Source organism: Streptomyces sp. VNUA24 (assembly GCF_029167005.1).
Lineage (GTDB): Bacteria > Actinomycetota > Actinomycetes > Streptomycetales > Streptomycetaceae > Streptomyces > Streptomyces scabiei.
The window spans coordinates 1477007-1501755 of the sequence record NZ_CP119143.1 but is presented as its reverse complement, the minus strand read 5'-3'; the positions used below and the strand labels follow the sequence as shown (position 1 = coordinate 1501755).

At 72.5% G+C, this 24749-nt stretch carries 19 protein-coding genes and 1 pseudogene; 13 read left to right on the top strand and 7 right to left on the bottom strand.

What is annotated here, in order from left to right; all coding sequences use genetic code 11:
- Positions 1-97 precede the first annotated feature (97 nt).
- On the top strand, positions 98-910 hold the full coding sequence (locus tag PYR72_RS06075; protein ID WP_275454281.1) for a class I SAM-dependent methyltransferase: 813 nt from the start codon (positions 98-100) through the stop codon (positions 908-910).
- Positions 911-1169: 259 nt separating this feature from the next.
- The gene (locus PYR72_RS06070; RefSeq protein WP_275454280.1) at positions 1170-2288 is read left to right on the top strand and encodes a hypothetical protein; all 1119 of its coding nucleotides are present in this window, start codon (positions 1170-1172) and stop codon (positions 2286-2288) included.
- A 24-nt stretch (positions 2289-2312) separates the two neighbouring features.
- On the opposite strand, the gene PYR72_RS06065 is transcribed toward PYR72_RS06070, so the two are convergent.
- Complete coding sequence (locus tag PYR72_RS06065; protein WP_275454279.1) at positions 2313-4589, bottom strand: PQQ-binding-like beta-propeller repeat protein; 2277 nt, start codon at positions 4587-4589, stop codon at positions 2313-2315.
- A gap of 313 nt (positions 4590-4902) precedes the next feature.
- Here PYR72_RS06065 and PYR72_RS06060 point away from each other — a divergent pair, with 313 nt between their 5' ends.
- Both PYR72_RS06060 and PYR72_RS06055 read left to right on the top strand, forming a co-directional pair.
- Entirely contained in the window at positions 4903-7668 is a 2766-nt protein-coding gene (locus PYR72_RS06060; protein WP_275454278.1) for a hypothetical protein, read from the top strand.
- A 154-nt stretch (positions 7669-7822) separates the two neighbouring features.
- Entirely contained in the window at positions 7823-8083 is a 261-nt protein-coding gene (locus tag PYR72_RS06055; RefSeq protein ID WP_275454277.1) for a hypothetical protein, read from the top strand.
- Between the two features lie 58 nt (positions 8084-8141).
- On the opposite strand, the gene PYR72_RS06050 is transcribed toward PYR72_RS06055, so the two are convergent.
- Entirely contained in the window at positions 8142-8663 is a 522-nt protein-coding gene (locus tag PYR72_RS06050; protein ID WP_275454276.1) for a GNAT family N-acetyltransferase, read from the bottom strand.
- A gap of 75 nt (positions 8664-8738) precedes the next feature.
- Here PYR72_RS06050 and PYR72_RS06045 point away from each other — a divergent pair, with 75 nt between their 5' ends.
- Entirely contained in the window at positions 8739-9335 is a 597-nt protein-coding gene (locus PYR72_RS06045) for a TetR family transcriptional regulator (protein ID WP_275454275.1), read from the top strand.
- Between the two features lie 31 nt (positions 9336-9366).
- Here the strand turns inward: PYR72_RS06045 and PYR72_RS06040 are convergent, their stop codons facing one another.
- The 4 genes from PYR72_RS06040 to PYR72_RS06025 all read right to left on the bottom strand — a co-directional run bounded on the left by PYR72_RS06040 (position 9367) and on the right by PYR72_RS06025 (position 12772).
- The gene (locus PYR72_RS06040; protein ID WP_275454274.1) at positions 9367-9936 is read right to left on the bottom strand and encodes a GNAT family N-acetyltransferase; all 570 of its coding nucleotides are present in this window, start codon (positions 9934-9936) and stop codon (positions 9367-9369) included.
- Positions 9933-10982 (bottom strand): alcohol dehydrogenase catalytic domain-containing protein, encoded by a 1050-nt coding sequence (locus PYR72_RS06035; protein WP_275454273.1) that lies wholly within the window; start codon positions 10980-10982, stop codon positions 9933-9935. The genes PYR72_RS06040 and PYR72_RS06035 overlap by 4 nt, the downstream gene beginning before the upstream one ends.
- Positions 10979-11839: a fumarylacetoacetate hydrolase family protein gene (locus tag PYR72_RS06030; protein WP_275454272.1), complete on the bottom strand. Its 861-nt coding sequence runs from the start codon at positions 11837-11839 to the stop codon at positions 10979-10981. Before PYR72_RS06030 ends, PYR72_RS06035 begins: the two co-directional genes overlap by 4 nt.
- Before the next feature lie 72 nt (positions 11840-11911).
- On the bottom strand, positions 11912-12772 hold the full coding sequence (locus tag PYR72_RS06025; RefSeq protein ID WP_275454271.1) for an IclR family transcriptional regulator: 861 nt from the start codon (positions 12770-12772) through the stop codon (positions 11912-11914).
- Positions 12773-12822: 50 nt separating this feature from the next.
- On the opposite strand from PYR72_RS06025, the gene PYR72_RS06020 reads away from it, so the two are divergent.
- Complete coding sequence (locus PYR72_RS06020) at positions 12823-14535, top strand: IlvD/Edd family dehydratase (protein ID WP_275454270.1); 1713 nt, start codon at positions 12823-12825, stop codon at positions 14533-14535.
- 450 nt (positions 14536-14985) lie between these two features.
- Here PYR72_RS06020 and PYR72_RS06015 read toward each other — a convergent pair whose 3' ends face one another.
- Entirely contained in the window at positions 14986-15390 is a 405-nt protein-coding gene (locus tag PYR72_RS06015; protein WP_275454269.1) for a Rid family hydrolase, read from the bottom strand.
- A gap of 348 nt (positions 15391-15738) precedes the next feature.
- Between PYR72_RS06015 and PYR72_RS06010 the strand changes: the two genes are divergently transcribed.
- The 7 genes and pseudogenes from PYR72_RS06010 (at position 15739) to PYR72_RS05980 (ending at position 24669) form a co-directional block, all read left to right on the top strand.
- A complete protein-coding gene (locus PYR72_RS06010; protein WP_275454268.1) occupies positions 15739-16215 on the top strand; it encodes a hypothetical protein in 477 nt (158 codons plus the stop codon).
- Complete coding sequence (locus tag PYR72_RS06005) at positions 16208-18331, top strand: M48 family metalloprotease (protein ID WP_275454267.1); 2124 nt, start codon at positions 16208-16210, stop codon at positions 18329-18331. Before PYR72_RS06010 ends, PYR72_RS06005 begins: the two co-directional genes overlap by 8 nt.
- A 223-nt stretch (positions 18332-18554) precedes the next feature.
- A complete protein-coding gene (locus PYR72_RS06000; protein WP_275454266.1) occupies positions 18555-20117 on the top strand; it encodes a Re/Si-specific NAD(P)(+) transhydrogenase subunit alpha in 1563 nt (520 codons plus the stop codon).
- Between the two features lie 6 nt (positions 20118-20123).
- Positions 20124-21554, top strand: a complete 1431-nt coding sequence (pntB, locus tag PYR72_RS05995) for a Re/Si-specific NAD(P)(+) transhydrogenase subunit beta (RefSeq protein WP_275454265.1) — start codon at positions 20124-20126, stop codon at positions 21552-21554.
- A 172-nt stretch (positions 21555-21726) separates the two neighbouring features.
- Positions 21727-22119 carry a VOC family protein gene (locus tag PYR72_RS05990; RefSeq protein WP_275454264.1) on the top strand — a complete coding sequence of 131 codons (393 nt, stop codon included), beginning with the start codon at positions 21727-21729 and terminating at the stop codon, positions 22117-22119.
- Between the two features lie 181 nt (positions 22120-22300).
- Positions 22301-22669 carry a hypothetical protein gene (locus tag PYR72_RS05985; RefSeq protein ID WP_275454263.1) on the top strand — a complete coding sequence of 123 codons (369 nt, stop codon included), beginning with the start codon at positions 22301-22303 and terminating at the stop codon, positions 22667-22669.
- Positions 22670-22978: 309 nt separating this feature from the next.
- Positions 22979-24669: pseudogene (locus PYR72_RS05980) on the top strand (rhamnogalacturonan lyase B N-terminal domain-containing protein).
- Positions 24670-24749: the final 80 nt, after the last annotated feature.

Here is a 24749-nt window from a genome sequence, read left to right as displayed (position 1 = left end):
GGGGCCCTCCGGGGTTGCCTCGCGGAGCAGAACTGGCCGAAAGTGTGCCGCGGCGAGCCGGGGCGGAGGTCTCCGGGCGCGGCGCTACGGTCGTGGGATGACGGGAATCAATGCCGACCACCGGTGGTCCGCGTCCATGCCGGCGGCCTACGAGCGGTACCTGGTGCCGGTGGTCTTCCGGCCGTTCGCCGAGGACCTGACCGGGAGGGCGGAGGCACTCCACTCCTGGGGCGATCTTCGCCGCGTTCTCGAACTTGCCGCAGGGACAGGCGTGTTGACCTCACGGCTGCTCGCGGCGGTACCGTCGGCCGACATGACGGCCACCGACCTGAACGAGGCCATGGTCGCTCTCGGGTCCGCCCGCGCTCCGGGCGCCGTGTGGCGGCAGGCCGACGCACAGCGGTTGCCGTTCCCGGACGACGACTTCGACCTGGTCGTCTGCCAGTTCGGCGTGATGTTCTTCCCGGACCGCGTCGCGGCCTTCACGGAGATCCGGCGTGTGCTGGCCCCGGGTGGCCGGTTCCTGTTCAACACCTGGGGCCCGCTCGCCACGCACGCCTTCGAAGTCGCGCTGCAGGCAGGGTTGGAGCGGGCGTTTCCGGTCGACCCGCCGCGCTTCTTCCCGACGGTTCCGCACGGCTACGCCGATCCTGCCGTCGTGGCCGCCGATCTGGCGGCCGCGGGGTTCACCGTCGAGGAGGAGCAGGAACTGACGCTGCGGGGGCGTGCCGAGTCGGTCGCCGACCTCGCCACCGGGTACCTCACCGGCACACCGGTGTGCGCGGCCGTCGCGGAGCGCGGCGACTTCGAGGCTGTCCGGGCCACCGTCGTCGAGGAGATGACGGCCCGTCTGGGCCCGGGTCCGGTCACCGCCCCGATGACGGCGTACGTCTTCCGGGCCGCGGCCTGAACGCGGCGCACACCCGTGGCCTGGCTCAGGCGTTCCGTTGCCGTGCTGGAGGCAGGGCGCAAGGGGACCTGAGGGCACCGGTTCCTGCCCGTTTCGGACCTTCCTCCGGGGGCGGCGCGTCGGTTACAAGGAGGGGGCGGAGTGGTCCGGCCCGCGGCCGGACCGGTCGGGTGGGCCGGAACGGTGGAGTGTGGTGGAGAGCGAGGCGTCGCGGGACTCGACGGCGACGACCGGGGTGCGGCACGAGGAGCCGTCCGCCGTGGAGACGACAATCGCGCGGTCCGCTCCGGAGGTCTCCGTGGTCGCCCGCCTGGCCCACCTCCAGGACACGGCCGGAAACGCGGCCGTCGTGCGGCTGCTCGGCCGGGACGACGCCGCCGCGCAGATCCGGGAGACCGCCGTCGACACCCTGCACCCGGCCGGGATCGCCCCCGAGCGCCTGCACCCGGACGGCATCCCCGAGACGGGCCCCACGACGGCCAAGGGCAAGGGCAAGGGCCGGAGCACGGCCTCGGACTTCGCGGCCAAGGACGCCCGGGCCCGCGAGATGCTCACCAAGGTCCTGCTCATCCTGCGGAACGGGCTGAAGCTGTACGACCCGAAGGCCGAGACCCACGTGGCCGACTACGACAAGGACGTCATCCGGGCCCTCGCCCACGGCGGGCGGGTCAACATCCGTATCCCCGCCCTGAAATCCGCGGACGAACCGGCCTACTCCCTGCCGGAGTTCCTGGGCGTGACCCAGGACGACCGGACGAACACCCGGGCGGGGGACGTCATCGACCGTGGTTTCGCCACGCACCGCACCTCGATCACGGCCAACAAGGAGGGAAAACCCGGCGCGTTCAAGGAGAAGGGCGGCCCCATGGCGTCGCTCACCAACGTGGTCTCCGTCGGCGCCGACCGTCCGGATCTGTGGGGCCAGAACCTCTCCGGCGGCGGCCTCGGCTCCCAGGACTGGAACGGCGACGTCGTCCTGCCGGACGGGACGCACGGCCACATGCTGCTGGTCCACCACCGGCCGACCACCAGGAAGGACGGTTCGCTGCAGATCGGGATCGAGACCCTCGCGCCGCATGCCGTGAGCCCGGTGGGCTACGAGCACGACTTCCGCTCCACCGAGGCCACCGCGAACCCGGAATCGGTCCTGCACGGTCACAAGGGCGACAAGGTCGGCTCGGGCGGCCTCGGAAAGAACGAACGGCTGGTCGAACTGGCGGAGATGGGGGCGGCCCATTCCAGCGGCGACTGGCGCACCTTCCTGGACGAGATCAAGAAGCAGTGGGACGCCGCGCTGGCGGAGACCGAGGACGGCTCCCCGGCACGGCGTGCCCTGTACGAGGACCTGGTGGGCCCACGGGCCAGGCCGAAGTCCTGACGCACGGCAAACCGGCGGGCAGGCTCAGTCGCCGTCCTCGCTGATCGCGTACACCTTGCCCTCGTCGTCGCCCACATAGACCGTGCCGTCGGCCACGGCCGGCGCGGAGCCGGCCATGGCGGTCGTGGTCGCGTTCCACTTCGTGTCGCCCGTGCCCGCGTCGACCGCGTACACGTGGTCGCCGCTGACCACGTACACGACGCCTTTCGACACCACCGGGGCGTAGGGGGTTCCGTAACCGACGGACTTACTGCGCCACTTGTGGCGGCCGGTCGCCGCGTGCAGGGCCATCAACTCGCCCTCCCCGGAGGCGTAGACGGTGTCGCCGACCACCGCGGGCGCGGAGCCCTGCCAGTCGCCGCTGGCCACGGACCACTTCTCCGCGCCGGTCGCCGCGTCCAGGGCGTAGAGCGTCTCGTCCCGGCTGCCGACGTAGAGCGTGTCACCCGACAGGACGGGTGCCGACTCGATCCAGTCACGGGTCGGATACGTCCACTTCTCGTCGCCGGTGGCCGCGTCCAGGGCGTACACCTTGCTGTCGCCGCTGCCGACGTAGACCGTGCCGTCCGACACCACGGGGCGGCTCTCGACGGCACCCTCGGTGCGGTGGGCCCACTTCCGGGCGCCCGTCCGCGCGTCGAGCGCGTACACCTGGGCGTCACCGCTGCCGACGTACACCGTGCCGCCGGCCTCGACCGGTGTGGACTCGACGCCCGCCCCGGTGGTGTACGCCCATTTCTTGTCCCCGGTGGCCGCGTCCAGGGCGTACACCTTGCCGTCACGGCTGCCGACGTAGACCGTGCCGCCCGACACGAACGGCGAGGCCTCGATCGCCTCCCCGGTGCGGTACGCCCACTTCCTGTCGCCGGTGGCCGCGTCCAGCGCGTACACCTTGCGGTCGTTGCTGGTCACGTAGACGGTGCCGTCCGACACCACGGGCGCCGACTTCACGGCCCCGGTCGTGGCGAACGTCCACCGGTTGCCGCCCGTGGGGGAGTCCTCGGCGTCGATGCCGTCGTACACATGGGACAGGCTCGAGATGAGGGCCGTCCCGCCGACGGCGAGACCCGCGACCACGACGGCGGCCGCCAGACCGCCTCCCAGTACCGCGGCCCAGGGGCGGGCACGGCGCGCACCCGGCCCGACGGTGACCGACACGGACAACGGGTCCGTGAAGGGGCCGCCACCGGCCGGCGGCGGTGAGCCCGGTGCGGTCTGCGTGGCCCATGCCGGAGCGCCGAACGGCAGGGAGTGGGCCCGGGTGCGCCCCTGGGGCGGAGTGGCCCATGCCGGGGAGCCCGGCGCGGTCGGTGCGAACGACGTGACGACGGCGGTCGGCGCGTCTTCGCCGGCCGCCGGGCCCGGGGCGGCCGAGCCGTCCGGCGCTCCGGGCGGCGAACCCGGTCGGCGGGGTCCCGCGGGAGCGGTCGGCCGTGTCACCGCCGCCGGGTCGGCGGGCACCGTCGCGGTGGCCCGCCCGGGCTGCGAGGGGGCCGGCAGGGCGGCCCGCAGCCGGTCACGGACCTCGTCCGCCGTGGCGGGACGGTCCCCGGGGTCCTTCGCCAGCATCTCCAGCACCAGCGCGTCCACCGCCGGCCCCGGACCCGGACGCACCCGGCTGGGAGCCGACGGAACCTGCTGCAGATGGGCCACCAGCAGTGCGGCGGTCTCCAGGTCCCCGAACAGGCGCTCACCGGTGAGGAGTTCGTACAGCACGCAGCCCAGCGCGTACAGATCGGCCCGGCCGTCGCCCGCCTGCCCGGACAGCCGCTCCGGCGGCATGTAGGCCACGGTCCCCACCACCGCGCTGCTCGCCGTGGTCGTGGCCGCGTAGCGCGCGATGCCGAAGTCGAGGATCTTGAGCAGGCCGCTGTCGGTGAGCATCAGGTTCGCCGGCTTGAGGTCGCGGTGCACGATCCCCGCGGCATGGGCGGCGGCCAGGGCGTCCGCCGCCTGGGCGGTCCAGTCCAGCGCGTCCGCGACGGGCGGAGGGCCGTCCTTGCGGAGCACGGTCGACAGGTCCCGCCCCGAGAGCATCTCCATGACCAGGAAGAGCGTGCCGTCCGTGTCCTCGCCCAGATCGTGGACGGTGACGATGCCGGGATGGTTCAGACCACCGGCCGTGCGCGCCTCGCGGAAGAACAGCCGGGTCCCCTCACCGCCCTCCAGATGCGGCTGGAGGAGCTTGACCGCCACCCGCCGCCGGATACGGGTGTCGTGCGCGACCCAGACCTCGCCCATCCCCCCGCGCCCCAGCAGCACCTCCAACTCGTAGCGACCCGCCAGCATTCGCCCCGCCATGACGCTCCCTCAACCACCCGAAGACCCCGCAGACCCCCCTTTGCGGCACCGGGCCGCGCAGGACACGCGGGCGATCGTAGTGCCCCGTCGGCCCGCGCACGGCGGACGAACCGGCGGCCGCGGAAACCGTCCTCCACGAAACGGGACACATGCGTGCGCACTGGTACGGCCCAGAGGTGAGGGGCGGTTCCCCCGCCCGTAAACACCGGGAGCGGGTCAACCCACGGACTCCTCTTCTCGTCCTACGTGACGCGTGAGACGCCTGGGACCGACCGGACGTCTGCGATACGGGGGTTTGAGGAGAGGACCATTGATGCGTGCCCGGCGAATAGGTGTGACCGCCGTGGTGGTGCTGGCGGCCCTGACCGGCTCGCCCGGACCGGCGCTGGCCGAACAGCCGCACACGCCAAGGTCGTCGGACGTGACGGACGACGGCCCGCTTCCGCCGGGATGGCGGATCGACAGCAAGGGCGGGGCGCACGAGCTGGTCTGGCGGGCGCCGACGAGCGTGCCCGCGCGGGACGCGCGGGTCGAGTTCCGTACCGGGGACCGGCTGCTCGGGGTGCCGAAACCGGCGAGCGACGGGCGGACCTTCCGGCTCGACCTCGGCCGCGCACGGCCCGGACAGCTGACGGATCTGCAAGTGACCGCCGCGGGGCGCCGTCTGGACGCGGCGGCCGACGACACGCGCGGGCTCGTACCGGGCGCGGTACGGGTGCCCGCGCAGCTTCCGGCGAACGGCGTCGATCCGGGCAGGCCCGGCTGGTACCGCACCGTCACCGGGACCTACGACCTCGACCCGGTGCGTCTGCCCGGCTACGCCACCCCGGTGGAGATGACCGCCCGGGTCGTGGCACCGAAGGGCGCCCAGGGCAGCCGGCCGCTGGCCCTGTTCCTGCACGGCCGTCACATGACCTGCTACAAGCCGGGCACCGAGGACGACGTGACCCTCGACTGGCCCTGTGCGGACGGCTACAGACCCGTCCCGAGCCACTCGGGCTATCTGCGGGACCAGCGACTGCTGGCCTCCCAGGGCTATGTGACGGTGTCGATCTCGGCGAACGGCATCAACGCCCAGGACGGGGACATCGAGGACTCCGGCGCGCAGGCGCGCTCCTCGCTCGTACGGCAGCACCTCGCCCGCTGGGCCGAGTGGAGCGCCCGGCGGTCCACCGCCCCGGCCGTCGTACGTCAGGCGCCGAAGGCCGACCTGTCCCGCGTCCTGCTCGTCGGCCATTCGCGCGGTGGCGAGGGCGTCAACCGGGCGGCCATGGACAGCCTCTACCCGCCGCCGGCCGCCGAGGACGGGTACCACGGCCCGGTGCGCTGGAAGATACGCGGAACGGTGCTCATCGCACCGACGATCTTCGGTCAGAACCCGGTCGCCGACGTGCCGTCCGTGACGCTCCTGCCCGGCTGTGACGGCGACGTGTCCGACCTGCAGGGCGAGAACTTCGTCGACGGGACGCGCGGCACCGGCAAGGGCAAGGCCCTGCACAGCGCGGTCTACATGGTCGGCGCCAACCACAACTACTTCAACAGCGAGTGGACCCCGGGCGAGGCCGTCGCACCGGCCGACGACGACTTCCCGACCGACCCGGAGCACCCGGACCGGGTGTGCTCCCCGGGTGCCGCGACGCGGCTGAGCGCCGCCCAGCAGCACAGGGCGGGAGCCACCTACATCGCCGCCGCGGCCCGGCTCTTCGTCGCGGGGGACGACCGGGTGCGTCCGCTGCTCGACGGCTCGGGCAAGCGTGCTCCCTCCGCGGACCCGGCCCGGGTACTGACCCACGCGGTCGGCGGCCGGCGCGGCGGCGCGTTCCTGCCGGACGCCGGGGCGAAGGTCAAGGGCGCCCGGCTGTGCTCGGCGGTCCACCCCGACCCGGCCGTGGCCTGTCTGCACCCGAGGACGCACGGATCGTCACCGCACTTCGCGTCGTGGGAGACGGAACGGGAGACCGGCCGCGGCGCGGTCGCCCTGAAGTGGTCCGCGCCGGGCACCACCGCGCGGGTCACTCCGGCCGAGCCGGTCTCCCTCCGCGGCTCCCGGAAGCTCGCGCTGCGGGTCTTCGTACCACCGAACACGACCGGCACGAAGTTCGACGTGTCCGTCACCGACTCCTCCCACCGCCGTGCGACGCTGGGCCGGATCCGGGTGGACGGGCTCCCTGGCTCCGCGGACACCTCCTCCTACTGGGCGCAGGAACTGCGCGTCCCGCTGTCGGCGGCGAAGCGGGCCGGACTCGATCTCGCGCGCGTCACCTCGCTCGAACTGACGCCCCGTTCACGGTCCGGGCGGGCCTGGCTGATGGACGCCTGGGGCTGGGCGCCCGGCACGCCGGCGGTGAAGGCGACGGCGCTGCCGCGTGTCGACGTGGGCCGCACGCTGGTCGAGGAGGGCGACTCGGGCACCCGCACCTACCGGATCCCGGTCCAGATCTCCGGGCGCGGCAGCGGACAGGTCCGCGTGTACGTCCTCGACCCGGACGGCGGCCGGACCAGGACACGCCTCGTGACCGTACGGCCGGGCGGCGACGCGATCGACGTGCCGGTCAAGGTGAAGGGCGACAAGGTCTACAGCGACGACGTGGAGCACGACATCGCGGTCAAGGCCGTCCGAGGGGCCGTCGTCGGCAAGCACCGGGGCGGGCTCACCGTGCGGAACGACGACCCCGCGCCGGAGATCACCCTGTCGCCGGTCGCGGACCGGGTGACCGAGGGGAGGCCACTGACCTGGCGGCTGTCCGTGGACGTACCGGCGGCGTCGGACCTCTGGGAGGCGGTGCGGGTGCTGCCGGCCACTGAGGGCGCCGACCTGTCCACCAAGGACGTGGACCCGCGGTGGCTCATGGAGCAGTCCGGTGACGAGGCGGACCCCGAGCGGCCGCTGTCCGCCGCGGCCCTGTGGGTGTGGGTGCACATCCCGCCCGGCAGCCCCGGAGTGGACTTCGACGTCCCCACCGTCCGCGAGCAGGTGGCCGAGCCGACCGAGTCGATGCGGCTCGCGCTGACCGACCGGCACGGCGAACCCCTGTCCGGCAGGCCCGTCCTGACGGGGACGGTGCTCGACACACCGTAGGCACGCCCCTGTGAGGGGGCCTTGTGTGCGGGGTCCGGCTCTGCCGGACCCCGCACAGGCGCCCACGGCCTGAGTTCTCCCGGGCCAGGTGACGCAGGGACGGGCTCCACCGGGTGCCGTTCCCGTGCCCTGCCACGTCAGGGAGGATCGACCCATGTTCGACCACATCGCCGGGCTGCGGCCCGGACAAGCCGCTCGATGGACCGCGCTCGCCGAGGAGTGCGGGCCCGTGCTCGCCGACGACGGGATGGAGGCCGTACAGCATCTGCTGGCCGAGCGCGGCGCGGGCGTCATCGAGTCGATCGCCATCACCCGGGCACTGCTCGGCTGGGCGGAGACACCGCTGGGCACGGCCACCGAGATCGTGACCACGAGCGCCGCTCGGACGGTCGTCGGCGAGCGAACCGAGTCCTGAAGAGCACCACTGCGGACGGCCATGCGGGGAGCCCGCCGAACGGGCGGGTCCCGCGTGCTCAGCCGGCGGTGTCGACGAGGTCGAGGTCCCAGGTCTCGTCGACGAGATCCTGGCCGAAGGCGTGGTGGGGCGCTTCGTCGGTGAGGGTGAACCCGAAGTGCTCGTAGATCCTGCGGGCGGACACCTGCTGGTCGGTGGTCCACAGGGTCACGCGCCGGTAACCGGCCCCGCGGGCGAAGGCGAGGGACCGCTCGACCAGGCGGGTGCCGAGCCCCAGGCCCCGGGCGGCCGGCGTGACGAGCAGGACGCGCAGCTTCGCCACGCCCGGCTGGTCGGCGGCGACCAGGAACACGCACCCCGCGCGCTCGCCGTCGACCTCGGCGATCCAGGCCGCCTCCGTGGCCGAGGAGCCCTTGGCCGCGTAGTCGGCGACGATCTTCGCCACGATCGCCTCGAAGTCACCGGTGAAGCCGAACTGCCGGGCGTACAGCTCGCCGTGGGCCATCACCACCCAGCCCAGGTCGCCCGGCTGGTCGGCGCGGCGGATCACGACCTGCCGCCGACGATCTTCCTTCACCATCACGCACACTCCGTCACGCACGACATCTCACCGTTACTGACACGGTCGTGTCAGTGAAGGCCCTAGGCTAGGTCCATGCCTCCGAAGACCGCAATCCCGTCCGCCCGGCAGAGAGAACTGCTCGAAGCCGCTCACGAGTACGTCCTCGCTCATGGTCTGGCCGATCTGTCCTTGCGCCCGCTGGCCGAGGCGATCGGCTCCAGCACCCGGGTGCTGATGTTCCTGTTCGGCAACAAGGACGGGCTGGTGCGGGCGTTGCTGGAGCGGGCCCGTACCGAGGAACTGACCCTTCTGGCGCACCTGCGCCGGCACGACCGGCCGGTCGGCCTGGGCGCGGCGGCCGAACAGGTGTGGTCGTGGCTCGCCGCCGAAGAACACCGCCCGCTGCTGCGTCTGTGGGCCGAGGCGTACGCCCGCTCCCTCGTCGAACCGGACGGCCCCTGGGCCGGGTTCGCCAGGTCCACCGTGGAGGACTGGCTCGATGTGCTGGCCGCCTGTCAGGCGCGGCCGGACCGGGAGAGCGAGGCCGGCGCCGTCCTCCGCACGCTCACGCTGGCGGTGCTGCGAGGAGCGCTGCTCGACCTACTCGCCACCGACGACGAACGCCGGGTGACGGCCGCCGTCCACCGGCACCTGGCCCTGTTGCACCACGACGAGAGATCCGGCGTCTGATCACCGGGCTCGCGGCGCACGCCGTCCGGTGTCACTCCGCCGTCGGTCGGCGGTGGCGGTAGGAGAGCATCCCCTCGTGGTCCGGCGTGTGGTCGACGAGGGTGAAGCCCGCCGATGCGGCGCACCGGCGACTGGCGTGGTTGTCGGGCTCGATGCCGCAGAAGAACGTCCGGACGTCGTCGGCGTCGGGGTGGGAGAGAACGGCCCGGAGGACGGCGCGGCCGTAGCCGAGCCGCCACCGGTCGGGGGCGACCAGATGGGCCAGTCCCAGGGCGGGGCGGGGGTCGGTGTCGGACAGAACGGGGCCGTCGGGGCCCTCGCCGTGGTAGCGGACCCAGCGGTCGTAGAAGTCGCCGCTGAGGACGGCGACCGGTGCCCCGGCCTCGTCCAGGGCGATCCACCCGTGGGAGCGCAGCACGGTCGCGCCGCGGAACGTGGCGCCGGAGTCCTGGCCGATCAGCCGTGGTCGACCGTGGATCCAGGACCGGCCGCCGAGGCGCCGCCGGACCTCGGGGTGATCGAACCAGTGCTCGATCTGCTGCGCCCCGGCCTCGGTCAGGGGACGCGGTCTCGGAGTTCCGGCGTCCTTGAAGCCGCTCACGGGACCGACCTCGCCGCGATGGAGCGCGGGTCGACATGGATCTTGGGGCCGGGTCCCGCGTCCGCCGGGCGCCGGCCGGCGAGTACGGGGCCGACGTCGTCGAGGCCCACGGTGGCCGCGATGAGCGGTCTGGGGTCGACCGTCCCGTCGGCGTACGCGCGGATGGTGGCGCCGAGCCCGGGGGAGGCGGACAGGATGCCGACCGCGGTGACGTCCTTGAGGACCAGGGTCCGGGTGTCGATGCGACTGGGCTCGGCGGCCAGCCCGATGTACACGAGCCGCCCGCCCGGCTCGACGAGGTCCAGCGCGCGGGCGGGCAGCGGGGCGGCGTTGGTGGCGTCGACGATCGCGTCGAAGGGCAGGCCGGGGACCGATTCTGCCGTCCAGGCATGCTCGAAGCCCAGCCGCCGGGCGAAGGCGAGGGAGGTCTCGGTGGCGCCCATCAGATGGACCTCGGCGCCGGCGGCGCGCAGGAACAGGGCCACCAGCAGGCCGATCGTGCCCGGGCCCAGGACCAGGGCACGGTCGCCCGGGTGCAGCGCGGCCGCCCGCGCGGCGCGCAGCGCGTTGCCGCCGGGTTCCACGAGCGCGCCGAGGGCGTCGTCGACCGCGTCGGGCAGGGCGTGCAACGAGGAGGCCGGCACGGCGAGCCGCTCCGCCAGCGCACCGGCCCGGCCACCGCGGATGCCGACCTCCTGACGCTGTTCGCACACGTGCTGACGCCCGCGCAGGCAGCGGCGGCAGGCACCGCAGCCGAGCATGGTGTCGCCCATGACCCGGCGGCCGACCCAGCCGGGGTCGACGTGCTCGCCGACGGACACGACCCGGCCGGACCATTCGTGGCCCAGCCGCATCGGATAGGCGGCGTGCCCCTGACGCAGATAAGCCATCTCGCCGCTGAAGAACTCCAGGTCGGTGCCGCACACACCGACCCGCGCCACGTCGACCACGACCTCGCCGGGCCCGGCCACCGGTGCGGGCAGCTCCCGCACCTCGTACGTCCCGGGGCCGGTCAGGACGAAGGCGCGTACGAGGGCAGTGCTCACCGGGGGGCCAGCACGTGCTGGCGCTGGGTGCCGAGACGGTCGATGCCCAGCTCCATCACGTCGCCCGGCCGGAGGTAGACGGGCGGCGTGAGGCCCAGGCCGACGCCCGGCGGGGTGCCGGTGTTGATGAGGTCGCCGGGCTCCAGGACGAGGAACTGGCTGAGGTAGTGCACGATGACGTACGGATCGAAGATCATCGTCTTGGTGCTGCCGGTCTGCCGGCGCACGCCGTTGACGTCCAGCCACATGCCGAGGTCGAGGACGTCGTCGATCTCGTCGGCGGTGGCGAGCCAGGGGCCGGCCGGGTTGAAGGTCTCGGCGGACTTGCCCTTGGCCCACTGGCCGCCGCGCTCCAGCTGGAAGGCGCGCTCACTGACGTCGTTGACGACGACGTATCCGGCGATGGCGTCCCGCGCCGCGTCCACCGAGTCGAGGTAGGCGGTGCGACGGCCGATGACGATGCCCAGCTCGACCTCCCAGTCGGTCTTCGTGGAGCCGCGCGGGATACGCACGTCGTCGTGGGGGCCGATCAGGGTGTTGGGCGACTTGGTGAACAGGATCGGCTCGTCGGGTACGGGCATCCCGCTCTCGGCCGCGTGGTCACGGTAGTTGAGGCCGATGCACAGGATCTGGTGAGGGCGTGCGAACGGGGCGCCGACGCGCTCCCCGGCGAACCGTGCCACCTGGCCGGCGGCCGTCCGCTCGGCCACGACGGGACGGACGCGGTCGATGCCGCCCGATCCGAAGAACTGCTCGTCGAAGTCGGTGACCACGTCGGAGAGGTCGACGTAGGTCCGGTCGTCGATGCGGGCGACGGGCTTCTCTGCGCCAGGGGCGCCGATGCGCATGAGGTACACGGGGCTGTCTCCAGGGGTGGTGCGGGACGGGTGAGTGAAGGTGAGGGCGGAGGTTGTTGATGTGGCGGTGCGTCAGGTGTGGGGTGCCGCGAGCGGGCCGAGCAGGGCGCGGATCTCCTCGAACCCGTTCACCAGGTCGGACAGCGGGGTCCGGTAGGCGAGCGCGCTGACGCTCACCGCCCCGGAGGGGGTCGTGGGCGAGGTGAGGTACACGGGCACGGCGAGGCAGTTGACGCCGGTCTCGTTCTCCTGGTCGTCGCAGGCGTAGCCCTGGGCGGCCGCGGTCTCCAGTGCGCGGTGCAGTTCGGCGGCCGTGCACAGCGACCGGGGAGTGCGGCGCTCCAGCGGGAGGCCGCCGGCCCAGGTCTCGACCGCCTCCAGGGTCGTCAGCTCGCCGGACAGCAGCAGTTTGCCGACCGCCGTGGTGTGGGCCGCGTTGCGGCCGCCGATGGTCGAGGTCAGCTTCGCGGCGCCGGACGGCGGGTCGACCTTGGCCCGGTAGACGACCTCCCGGCCGTCCAGGACCGCGTAGTGCGCCGTCTCGCCGAACCGCTCCGCCAGCGCCTCCAGCGCCGGGCGGACCCGGACGTGGTCGGGGCGGGCCTCGTGGTGGGCGAACGCCATGCGCAGGAACTCGTCCCCGAGCACATAGCGGCTGCCGGCGTCCCGATCGGCGAGGCCCGCCCGGCGCAGGGCGCCGAGCGCGCGGTGCACGGTCGGCTTCGGGCTGCCGATCGCGCGGGTCAGCTCGTCCAGGCCCACCCCGTCGGGGTGGCGCGCGAGTTCCTTGAGGACGGCGAGTACCCGGTCCGAGCCGACGAGCCGGCCGCCGTCGGCGCCGACCGCGCCGTCCCCGCCGGGGTCTGCCGGCCTGCCGGGGTCCGTCGAGTCGCCGGGGTCTGTCGATCCCTCGGATGTCTGCATATGCTTCATGGCGTTCCAAAATTTAGATCGTCATACCGATTATTGGAAGCGGTGCCGGGATGCCTCTACGCAGCGCACAGTGGTACGCGGGCCAGGACCGCAACGCCTACATCCACCGGGCGTGGATGCGGCGGGGCGTGCCGGACGACGCCTTCACCGGCCGCCCCCAGATCGCCATCGCCAACACCGCTTCCGACCTGACCCCCTGCAACGCCCACCTCGACGAGGTCGCGGCCTCGGTCCGCAACGGCGTGTACGAGGCCGGCGGCATCCCCCTGGACCTGCCGGTGGTGTCGCTGGGGGAGACGAACGTGCGGCCCACGGCCATGCTGTGGCGGAACATGGCCGCGATGGCCACGGAGGAGATGCTGCGGGCGAACCCCATCGACGGCGTGGTGCTGCTGGGCGGCTGCGACAAGACCATCCCCTCGCTGCTGATGGCCGCCGCGTCGGTCGATCTGCCCGCGGTCGTCGTCCCCGGCGGACCGATGCTCAACGGCACCTTCCGCGGCGGCCTGCTGGGCTGCGGCACCGGGGTGTGGCAGCTGTCGGAGGAGGTCCGCGCGGGCACGCTCTCGCAGGAGCAGTTCGTACGCTCCGAGTCCTCGATGATCCGCAGCCGCGGCCACTGCAACACCATGGGCACCGCCTCGACGATGGCCCTGGTCGCGGAGGCGCTGGGCACGGTCGTCCCCGGCGTCGCCGGGACCCCCGCACCCGACAGTAGGCTGCTGGAGGCCGCGCACCACACCGGTCGGCTGGCCGTCGACATGGTCGCCCGTGACCGGCGGCCGGGCACCTTCCTGACCGAGGCGTCCTTCCACAACGCGATCGTCGCGCTCGCCGCCGTCGGCGGCTCCACCAACGCCGTCGTCCACCTCCTGGCCATCGCCGGCCGGCTCGGCATCCCGCTCACCCTGGACGACTTCGACCGCATCGGCTCCCGCGTGCCCGTCCTGGTGGACCTCCAGCCCGCCGGCCGCTTCCTCATGGAGGACTTCCACCGCGCCGGCGGCCTGCTCGCCGTCCTGCGCGAAGTACGCGACCTCCTCGACCCCGGCGCGCTGACCGTCACCGGCACCCCGCTGGTCGACTTCCTCGACGACGCCCCGATCTGGGACTCCGAGGTCATCCGCACCCGCGCCGAACCGCTGGTCGCCGAGGGCGGCATCGCCGTCCTGCGCGGCAACCTCGCCCCCGACGGCGCGGTGATCAAGCCGGCCGCCGCCTCCCCGCACCTGCTCCGGCACCGGGGGAGGGCCGTCGTGTTCGACTCCATCGAGGACTTCCACGCCCGCGTCGACGACCCGGACCTCGACGTGGACGCCGACTCCGTCCTGGTGCTGCGCGGCTGCGGCCCCAAGGGCTACCCGGGCATGCCCGAGGTCTCCAACATGCCCCTGCCGAAGAAACTCCTCGAACAGGGCGTCCGTGACATGGTCCGCGTCTGCGACGGCCGGATGAGCGGGACGGCGTACGGCACGGTCGTCCTGCACGTCGCCCCGGAAGCGGCCGCCGGCGGCCCGCTCGCGCTCGTCCGCACCGGCGACGTCATCACCCTCGACGTCGAGGCCCGCCGCATCGACGTCGACGTCCCCGCCGCCGAACTCGCCGCCCGCAAGCCCGACCCGGCCACCGTCGACGCCTTCGCCGCCCCCCGGCGAGGCTGGGAACGCCTCTACGTCGACCACGTCCTGCAGGCCGACACGGGGGCCGACCTGGACTTCCTGGTCGGCTCCAGCGGCTCGGAGGTGACCCGCGAGTCTCACTGACCGCACCGGTGAACTCCTCGCCGCCCGGGCCTTCTCCCTCTGGTCCGGAAAGATTCCGGCAAGGCGGAGCAGGCGGCGACGCGTCTCGTCGCCGCCGGTGACGTCCCACCCGACTCCGGCCGGCTCGGTCAGGGCGCTGAGCGAGCCGGCTTCGGGGGACGTCTCCAGCGCCCCGTCGAGCCCGTCCGGTTCACCGGTGACACGTGCGTAGGCACGGTGCGCAGCCTGGATGAAGTCCTCGTTCCCGATGAGCACGTCACCGCCGCTCCGCACCGCCGGGTGGCCGGCGAGGGAGTCCGGATCCGCGAGCGCGCGCTCGATCGCCGCGCGGGCCGGTCGCCGGAGTCCGGTTCCGGCGCGTCGACCTCGGCGCACGCCTCGCTCAACAGGGCCCGGAAATCCTCGACATCCCTCACGGCGCGAGTGTCCCAGGCGTGACCGGCCGCTTGCCTAGGGCTGCGCGTCGAGACGCACGAGCGCCCCGATCTCCACGAGTTGGTCCGGCAGGGCCAGGTCGGATACGCCCATCACCGTGCTGGCGGGCCGGTGCTCCCCGAAGTACTCGGCGTGCAGGCGTGCTGTCGTGTCGAAGTGCTTTCGCAGGTCGCGCACCAGCACCGTCGTCTCCACTATCTGGCCCCGCACGGCCCCGACCTGCTGGAGCACCAGGTCCAGATTCTCCAGTGTGGTCCGGACCTGCAGTTCGTAGTCGTCCGCACCGACGAAGTTGCCGTCTCGGTCATGGGACAGCTGACCCGACACGTACACCGTGTCACCGACCTGTGTGGCCTGGCTGTATCCGTACAACGACTCCCACGGCATTCCGAAGCCGAATACCTTCGTCCGGTGACCCATGCATCTCACTTCCCTGAAAGCGGCGCGCCGGGCCCCGCCGATCGCGGAAAGGCCCGTGCAAGCGGAAGTTACAGGTTCGTCCGCACGAGGCTTGTCCAGCAGTGAAGTCGCTGTGTTCTCCGCGTGCACGATGTGGCTGCGGCAGGCTCTTTCGGGGCGGCCGCCGCTTCGGTCGCTGGTGGCGTCGCACGCAATTGTCAAGCGGTGTCGTCGACTTCGGTCCGTCCGAGTGAACATCGACTAACTCCCCGTCGACTTCGGTGTGGTGACCATATTTTCTGAGCCGCGGAAGGCGGAGGTGAGGGCAACTCCTCCGTGTCCGTCCGGCATCGAGCGTGAGGAGTTCTCATGGACCCCGCAGTCATGGACATCACCCGGCAGGCTCTTCTGGCGTCCTGTCCCGAGGAGGCCGAGGATCTCGACGCGGCCCTGGAACGGTGGGAGCGCCAGGGCCGTTCCCGGGCGCGGCCACCGGTCGGCATGGGCGTCGACATGCTGCCGCTGGCCGACCACCTGCTTCCGGCGGTGGCGGCTCTCTTCGGTGCGGTGGGCGGCGCTCTGGCGGAGCAGACCGCCACGGTGCTGAGCGAGAAGACCAGGGCGGGCTTGGCGCGGCTGCGCGGCGAGGCGCACCACACCTTCGACCCCTTGGCCCCCGAGCAGGAGGAGGAGGTCCGCGCCGCGGTCGTCCTCATGCTCAAGGGGAAGGTCACCCCCGAGGAGGCCGACACGCTGGGGCTGGCCGTGGTCGGTGCGTTGCGCCTCCGGAACGGCGGCAACGGCGGCGACGGGGGCATCGGCGGCGACGGTGGCCGCCGTGACTGAGACGCCCTTGGCGGATGCGAGGGCGGTCGCCGTCCCGGCACGCCCGGCCCAGCTCACCTCACCGACCCGCGGGCACTACCTGCTGCTGATGGTCGTCCTCGCGGTCGCCGGAATCACCGCCGGTGCGCTGGTCTTCAACGAGGTGCACGGTGAGGCGTGGCTCCGGACGCAGCTCGCCTGCGCGGAGTCGGTCGGACCCTTGCCCGGCGATCCAAAGGAGTGGCTGCGGCTCCAGATCGAGATCCTGTCCTGTGTCGCCCCCGCGGAGCGGCAGCGGGCCGCGGCCGGGTTCGCGGGCGGCGCGGCCGTCGTCGCGCTCGGACTGACGCTGACCTGGTGGCTGCCTCGCCGGCTGATCCGCCGGATCGGACCACTGACCGCCCCTCCGCCACGCTGGCCCTCCCCAGGCCCGCCCGTGCTGCTCGGCGGACCCGACCTGGTCGAGCCGTTCACGGTGCAGCACCTCGGCACACCGCACATCGTGATGCCGCGCGGCGCGAGGCGTCTGCCCGCGGCCGAGGTCGCGGCGGCGTTGCGGCACGAGTGCGCGCACGTCGCGGCCGGTGACGTACGCCTGGCATGGCTGGTGCGCGGGCTGCGACGGGCCCTGCCGATCGTCGCCGTGCTTCCGGTTCTCGTGACCACGGTCGCGGCTCTCGCCGGACACGACCGTTCGGTCCTCGGCTCCTTGTTCAGCTGGGTCTGGCTGGACTACGGGGCCCGCGTCGGCCTGCTGGCGGTGGCCGCGTGGATCATCGGCGCCCGCATCGGCCGAGCCCGGGAACACGAGGCGGACGCCGTAGCCGCGGCCGACGGCGCGGGCCCCGGCCTGACCACCCTGCTGGAGCGGGCCGAGGCCGGCCCCCGCCGGCTGCGTGAGCGGCTGGCCGGCACGCACCCCACTCCCCGGCAACGACTGGCCCATCTGGGCAACCGGACACCACCGGCCGTACTCGGCCGGCTCGACGAGTGGGTCGCCGGAGTCCTCGCGGTGACCGTGCTCACGACCTCCTACCAGGTGACGACGCCGGCGTTCACCGCCACGCCGGTGGCCGGCTGGACCCTGGCGATCGACGCCCTCCTCGCCGGCGCGCTGCTGGCGGTGGCGTGCGGTCCTGCCTGGTGGCATCAGCCGCCCCCGGACGCGCGGGTGCCCTGGTGGCACCGTGCGGGCGCCTGTCTGACGGTCCCGTCGGCCGTTCCGGTCGGGCTGTACATCGGGGTCAATCGCACCGGCTCCACGGGCGACGGCCCGTACGGCAGCTGGTGGGTGCTGCTCACCCTGTCCCTGGCGACGGCCGGGGCGACCGTGATCTGTGTGTCCCTGGCCCGGGTGTGGCGGCGTGCCGATCGCGTGGGCGGCTGGATGGTGCCCCTTCTGGTGACCACGATCCTGTACGGCCTCGCGTTCTGGATCGGCACCACCTCGGTGGTCTCCGTGCGGGTGTTCCGACCGTCGGCCTATCCGATCCTCGCGACCGAGGCGCCCTGGGCCGGGCCTCTCGCGGTCTTCACCGCCCTGGGCTGTGCGTTCGCGTGGCGTCTCCGGAGGGCCGCGGCGACGGGCACCGCCATGTCCGTGACCGTGGTGCCGGGGCCCGTCGTACCGCGCGTCCCACCCCTGATCGTCCTGCTCTCCGCCGGCGCCGCGGCCGCGGCGGCCTGCACGGTGCGTCTGCGGACGGTGGCGCCCGTCGAGGCGGACGAGAAAGCCGCGGTCCAACTGCTCGACATGTGGTCGGCGTCCGCGGCCGGAGTGGCCGTGCTCCTGGCCCTTCTCGTCGCCGGAGCCGGATCCGTGCCCGACATCCTGCGCGCGGCGCCACCGGCCACCGCGCTCACCTTCGTGGCGATCTACCTCCGATGGGCGACCACGTGGAGCGACCCCGTCGAAACCGCCCGGCGCTTCCTGGTGACACCGCTCGCGGTGCTGGCCGTGTCCGTCCTCCTTCTCGCCGTGTTCATCCCCCTGCTGCCGTCCCGGGACCGGCCACCGCATCGAACGGTCCTGTATCTGCTTCCCCCGCTGTCGGCCGGGATCGCCGCGGCCCTGACCTCCCTGCTGATCGACCACGCGGGTCTGCTGGAGTACCGCGTCCTTCTTCCCCTCGGATGACCGGCGGCGACCGTCCCCCTTCCTCCTCGCGCGGCGATTGAGTGCGTCCGCCCCGTATCCACCCCGCACTCACGGGGCATGGGTCAACAAGTGGGTCCACAAGCGGGCACAGGAGCCCCAGGCGTGAGTGCCCGGGCACGAGAGCACCGAGGAACGGACGAGCACGCCAAGCGCCGGGCGGAGACGTCCGGCACCACGACGTCCACGGGAAGAGGGACAGAGGATGGTCCAAGCGGAACCCGAACCCCAGAGCATCGGCGTCCCGGCCGAGTCCACCCCGGGCGAGACCCGGGTGGCCGCGACGCCGGTCACCGTGCGCAGACTCGTCGCGCTCGGGTACGACGTGGTGGTCGAACCGGGGGCAGGGGCCTCGTCCCGCTTCTCCGACGCGGCCTACGAGGAGGCCGGCGCCCGGCTCGGCGACCCGTGGGCGGCGGAGATCGTGCTCAAGGTGAACGGCCCCTCCACCGAGGAGACCGGCAGGCTGCGCGACGGGGCGACCCTGATCGCGCTGATCGGTCCGGCCCACCACGCGGAGCTGGTCGACGAACTGGCCCGGCGGCCCGTCACCGTCCTCGCCATGGACGCCGTGCCCCGCATCTCGCGGGCCCAGTCGCTGGACGTCCTCAGCTCGATGGCGAACATCGCCGGGTACCGGGCCGTCGTCGAGGCCGCGCACGCCTTCGGACGCTTCTTCACCGGCCAGGTGACCGCCGCGGGCAAGGTGCCGCCCGCCAAGGTCCTGGTGGCCGGCGCCGGGGTCGCCGGACTCGCGGCGATCGGCGCGGCCCGCAGTCTCGGCGCCGTGGTCCGCGCCACCGACCCCCGGCCCGAGGTCGCCGAACAGGTCCGCTCCCTGGGCGGCGAGTTCCTCACCGTCTCCGCCGCGCGGGACGTCAGCACCGACGGCTACGCCAGGGCCACCTCGGACGACTACAACCGGCTCGCCGCACGGCTGTACGCCGAGCAGACGGCCGACGTCGACATCGTCATCACCACCGCGCTCGTCCCGGGCCGTCCGGCACCCCGGCTCATCACCGCCGAGGACGTCGCGCGCATGAAGCCCGGCAGTGTCATCGTCGACATGGCGGCCGCCCAGGGCGGCAACGTCGAGGGCACGGTCGCCGGCAGGGCCGTCGTCACCGACAACGACGTGACGATCATCGGCTACACCGACCTGCCCGGCCGGCTCCCCGCCCAGGCCTCCCAGCTCTACGGCACCAACCTCGTCCACCTGATGAAGCTGCTCACCCCCGGCAAGGACGGCCGCCTCGTCCTCGACCTCGACGACGTCGTGCAGCGCTCGATGACCGTGGTCCATGACGGCGAGAAGACCTGGCCCCCGCCCCCGGTGCAGGTGTCCGCCGCGCCCGCCCCCGACGCGCCCCCGGACCCCGCGACGCCCGACTCCTCCGGGACGGCGGCGGCGAAGCCCGCACGCCCGGCCCGGTCCGCCTACGCCCTCGTCGGCGCCGGAGCGCTCGCCCTGTTCCTGGTGACCGCCTTCTCGCCGAGCGAACTCATCGGCCACTTCACGGTGTTCGTGCTGGCCATCGTCATCGGCTTCTATGTGATCGGCCAGGTGCACCACGCGCTCCACACCCCGTTGATGTCGGTCACCAACGCCATCTCCGGGATCGTCGTGGTCGGCGCACTGCTGCAGATCGGGCACGGGAACACCGCCGTCACCGTGCTGTCGTTCGCCGCGATCCTGCTGGCGAGCATCAACGTCTTCGGCGGATTCGCCGTCACCCGCCGCATGCTCGGCATGTTCTCGAAGGGCTGATCAGCGTTGACCATTGTCACGGCCGCAGAAGCCGCCTACGTCGTCGCCGCCCTGCTGTTCATCCTCAGCCTCGCGGGGCTCTCCCAGCACCGGACGTCCCGCTCGGGAGTCGTCTGGGGCATCGCGGGCATGGTCATCGCCCTGGCCGCCACCGTCGGGCTCGCGTCCCGGAGCATCCCGGCCACCGGTCTCGTGCTGATCGCCGTCGCCATGGTCCTCGGCGCCGGCATCGGACTGTGGCGGGCCCGGGTCGTGGAGATGACCGGCATGCCCGAGCTGATCGCCATCATGCACAGCCTCGTCGGCCTCTCCGCCGCGTTCGTCGGCTGGAACGGCTACCTCGACGTGGACGCCGGCCTCACCGGGTCGCTGCTGGGCATCCACCACGCCGAGGTGTTCATCGGCGTGTTCATCGGCGCCGTCACCTTCACCGGCTCGGTCGTCGCCTACCTGAAGCTGTCGGCGCGCATCGACTCCCGGCCCCTCACCCTGCCCGGCAAACACGTCCTCAACGTGAGCGCCCTGGTCGCCTTCGTCGTGCTCACCGTCGCCTTCGTGGCCCGCCCCGGCATCGGCCTGCTCATCGCCGTCACCGTGATCGCGCTCGCCCTCGGGGCGCACCTGGTCGCCTCCATCGGCGGCGGTGACATGCCGGTGGTCGTCTCCATGCTCAACAGCTACTCCGGCTGGGCCGCCGCGGCCTCCGGTTTCCTCCTCGCCAACAACCTGCTCATCGTCACCGGCGCGCTCGTCGGCTCCTCCGGCGCCTACCTCTCGTACATCATGTGCAAGGCGATGAACCGCTCCTTCCTCTCCGTGATCGCGGGCGGCTTCGGCAGTCCGGCGGCGGTGGCCGACGGCGAGCAGGGCGAGCACCGCGAGATCGACGCCGAGGAGACCGCGCAGCTGCTGCACGACGCCTCGTCGGTGATCATCACGCCCGGCTACGGCATGGCGGTCGCCCAGGCCCAGTACCCGGTGGCCGAACTGGCGCGCCGACTGCGCGAGCGCGGTGTCGAGGTGCGCTTCGGCATCCACCCCGTCGCCGGCCGGCTGCCCGGACACATGAACGTGCTGCTCGCCGAGGCCCATGTGCCCTACGACATCGTCCTCGAGATGGACGAGATCAACGACGACTTCCCCGCCACCTCGGTCGTCCTCGTCATCGGCGCCAACGACACCGTCAACCCGGCCGCCGTCGACGACCCGGCCGGCCCCATCGCCGGGATGCCCGTGCTGCACGTCTGGGAGGCCGCGAACGTGGTGGTCTTCAAGCGGTCCATGGCCGTCGGCTACGCGGGCGTGCAGAACCCGCTGTTCTTCCGGGAGAACACCCAGATGCTCTTCGGTGACGCCAAGCAGCGGGTCGAGGACATCCTGCGCGCCCTCGACGCCCTCGACACCTCCGTCCCGGAGATGGCCGGGACATCACGCTGACTCACGAGTGCGATGCGTGTCCCGGACGGTATGCCGTCCGGGACACGCGGCTTCGCGCGGGTGAAGGGCGCGCCACCATCCGGACCTCGTCCGTGTGGCGTGCCGTCCGTCCAGGGCTGCGTGGTGTGCGCTGAGGTCCTCGGGGCGCCCATGCGAGAAGGAGACACACGGCATGTTCGGACAGGCACAGGCGTTCAGCGGCTTCGCGGTCGACGACCTCGACGCGGCCCGCAGGTTCTACGGGGAGACGCTGGGGCTGCGGGTGGAGGAGAGCGGACAGGGGGAGATGCGGATGCTGATCCTCACCCTCGGCAGCGGCGCACGCGTCTTCGTCTACCTGAAGCCGACGCACACCCCCGCGACGTTCACGATCCTCAACTTCCCCGTGGACGACATCGAGTCGGCGGTCGGCGAACTGGAGCGGCGCGGCGTGAGCCTTGAGCGCTACCCCGGGTTCGACCACGACGAGAAGGGCATCGTCCGGGCCGGCGGCGACGGCCCCGCGGGGATCGCGTGGTTCACCGACCCCGCCGGGAACGTCCTCTCGGTGCTCCAGGAGCGGTGACGCAGGAGGTGACGGCGGCACGGGGGCGGTCGGCCTACGGGCCGGCCGCGCCTGCATCGGCCGTACGGCCGAGGGAACGCGCCCGGCCGGACCGGAAGCCCGGCCGTTCGGCCGAGGCGCGGGCCCGTGCCGACGGGAGAGGTTGGGTACCGCAACCCACCCTCTGCACCAGGAGCACCTCATGGCACGCAAGCCCCTCGTCATCACCGCCGGCGCGGTGGCCGCGCTGGCCGTCGGCGGCGGAGCCCTCACCTACGCGATGAGCGGTACGGAGTCGACCACCGGGCTCGACGAGTTCACGACGGTGACCGTGGACGGCCAGAAGGCGCTCAGCGGGCGGATCGTCACCGGCCGCACCGCGTCCAAGTACAGTCCGCTGCCGTGGATCGGCGCCGGTACGGACATCGTGAAGTGCCCCGCCCTCAAAGCGGTGGCCGGCACCGAGGTGAGGTGTCTCGCGAAGGACGGCGACGGCAAGGACCTGTCCGTCCCGGTCACCGTCGTCGAGGCCGACGCCACCAGCATCACCTGGAAGTTCGAGCGGCCCTGACCACGATCGGCACATCAAGGCCGCCTCCGTATTGTTCAGTGCTGGTCAGGGCCTGCTGAACAACTCCCCGACCCTGCAGAGTCGGTGTCGGCCGATGGCACGCCCCCCGTGTCATCGGCTCCCTGACAGGCGGCCCGGGGTCCCCGTCCCTCCGTGCACGGCGCGGCGAGCGGCGAGCCTTACCCCACCTTTACCAACCCGGAGAGGCCCCGGACCGTCTCCCTGAGGACAGTCCCCGGCGCTGGTGCCCTGTGCCACCGCCTGACGCACCACCGCTCCCTCAGCTCCTCGCACATGAACGGAACCACCATGGCCGCACACGGTCGCCGGCGTCTCACCCGCCGCGATGTCCTGCTCAGAACCGCCGCCGGCGGACTCGTCCTCGGCGGTGGCGCCGCGGTCTGCGGCCCGTTGCTCTCCACCGCCGACGCGGCGGGAAACACCTTCGGACACCGCGACGACGGGCGGGCCCACGTCATCGACACCGGCGCCGGCCTCGTGTTCAAGGTCGACCACCGCACCGGCGACCTGACCTCCCTGGTGTACAGGGGCACCGAGTACCAGGGCTACGGCAATCGCGACTCGCACGTCGAAACCGGCCTGGGCGCCTCGTCGGTGAGCATCCGCGGGACCGCCGACACCGTCCTGGTCACCGTCGTCCACGGCACCATGCACCACTACTACGCCGCCCGCCGGGGCGAGAACAACGTCTACATGTGGACGAACAAGGCGGACGCCTCCATCACCGCCACCCGCTACATCGTCCGCGTGCGGCCCGGCCTGTTCCCCAACGACGACCCCGACTCCTGGGACGCCCGCACCGACACCCTGACGAGGCACAGGACATCCGCCGCCGGCCCAACGGCACCACCCGCTCCAAGCACTACTCCAACCAACGCGTCATCGACTACAGCCACGTCGGCTGGAGCGACGGCAAGGTCGGCATGTGGATGGTCCGCAGCAATCACGAGAAGGCGTCCGGCGGACCGTTCTACCGCTCGCTCATGCGTCACCACTACGAGGACGGCGCCGGCCTGTACGAGATCCTCTACTACGGCGAGAACCAGACCGAGCCGATGCGCTTCGGCCTCCAGGGCCCGTACGTCCTCGCCTTCACCGACGGCGGCGCGCCCGCCCGCGCCCTGTCCCACGACGCCATCGACACCTCGTGGGTGGATGGTCTGGGCCTGGTCGGCTGGGTCGGCCGCCGTGGCCGCGGGCGGGTCGCCGGTGTCGGCATCGGCGGCCGCGCCGAGGGCACCGCCTACACGGTCGGCTTCGCCAACCCCGACGCCCAGTACTGGGCGAAGGCCGACCCGGACACCGGCCGTTTCCAGTCGCCGTACATGCTGCCGGGCGCGTACGAGCTCACCGTCTACAAGGACGAACTCGCCGTGCACACGACGTCCGTGACCGTGACGGCCGGGCGGACGACGGCCCTGCACACCTTGAAGATCACCGCGGATCCGGGCCAGCGGCCCGCGATCTGGCGCATCGGCGACTGGTCCGGCACACCGCGCGGCTTCGCCAACGCCTCCCTGATGACGACGATGCACCCCTCCGACGCCCGGGCCCGACCATGGACGCAGGGTGTCCACACCGTGGGCTCCTCGTCCTCGGCGGACTTTCCCTGCTACCAGTGGGCGGCCGTCAACAACGGCCGGAAGATCCGTTTCCGGCTCACACGGGAGCAGCTGGCCTCCGGCCACACCCTCCACATCGGTATCACCACCGCGTTCGCCAAGGGCAGGCCCCGGATCAGGGTCAACGACTGGGTCTCGACCGTGCCCGTGCCCGCCGACGAGCCCACGACCCGCTCCCTCACCGTCGGCTCCTACCGCGGCAACAACCACACCTACAGCTACGCGATCCCCGCGAGCGCCTGGGTGAGGTCGGCGGACGCCCATCAGGAGCTGACGATCGACATCGTCAGCGGCTCCGGCGGCACCGCCTTCCTCAGCCCCGGAGTGTCGTACGACGTCGTCGAGCTGGTGCCCTGAGCCGTATGTGGCCCGGGACTCATCGGCCGGGCCGGGATTGCCGCCGGGTGGGCGAAAAACGTAGGTTGAGCGCCCGTTCT

What these genes read in the sequence shown, in the direction of transcription:
- PYR72_RS06015 (WP_275454269.1), bottom strand. Translation starts at nt 15,390, where the DNA reads ATGGGTCACCGGACGAAGGTATTCGGCTTCGGAATGCCGTGGGAGTCG.
- PYR72_RS05990 (WP_275454264.1), top strand. Translation starts at nt 21,727, where the DNA reads ATGTTCGGACAGGCACAGGCGTTCAGCGGCTTCGCGGTCGACGACCTC.
- PYR72_RS06025 (WP_275454271.1), bottom strand. Translation starts at nt 12,772, where the DNA reads ATGAAGCATATGCAGACATCCGAGGGATCGACAGACCCCGGCGACTCG.
- PYR72_RS06050 (WP_275454276.1), bottom strand. Translation starts at nt 8,663, where the DNA reads ATGGTGAAGGAAGATCGTCGGCGGCAGGTCGTGATCCGCCGCGCCGAC.
- PYR72_RS06000 (WP_275454266.1), top strand. Translation starts at nt 18,555, where the DNA reads ATGGTCCAAGCGGAACCCGAACCCCAGAGCATCGGCGTCCCGGCCGAG.
- PYR72_RS06045 (WP_275454275.1), top strand. Translation starts at nt 8,739, where the DNA reads ATGCCTCCGAAGACCGCAATCCCGTCCGCCCGGCAGAGAGAACTGCTC.
- PYR72_RS06065 (WP_275454279.1), bottom strand. Translation starts at nt 4,589, where the DNA reads ATGGCGGGGCGAATGCTGGCGGGTCGCTACGAGTTGGAGGTGCTGCTG.
- PYR72_RS06060 (WP_275454278.1), top strand. Translation starts at nt 4,903, where the DNA reads ATGCGTGCCCGGCGAATAGGTGTGACCGCCGTGGTGGTGCTGGCGGCC.
- PYR72_RS06020 (WP_275454270.1), top strand. Translation starts at nt 12,823, where the DNA reads ATGCCTCTACGCAGCGCACAGTGGTACGCGGGCCAGGACCGCAACGCC.
- PYR72_RS06075 (WP_275454281.1), top strand. Translation starts at nt 98, where the DNA reads ATGACGGGAATCAATGCCGACCACCGGTGGTCCGCGTCCATGCCGGCG.
- PYR72_RS06055 (WP_275454277.1), top strand. Translation starts at nt 7,823, where the DNA reads ATGTTCGACCACATCGCCGGGCTGCGGCCCGGACAAGCCGCTCGATGG.
- PYR72_RS05985 (WP_275454263.1), top strand. Translation starts at nt 22,301, where the DNA reads ATGGCACGCAAGCCCCTCGTCATCACCGCCGGCGCGGTGGCCGCGCTG.
- PYR72_RS06010 (WP_275454268.1), top strand. Translation starts at nt 15,739, where the DNA reads ATGGACCCCGCAGTCATGGACATCACCCGGCAGGCTCTTCTGGCGTCC.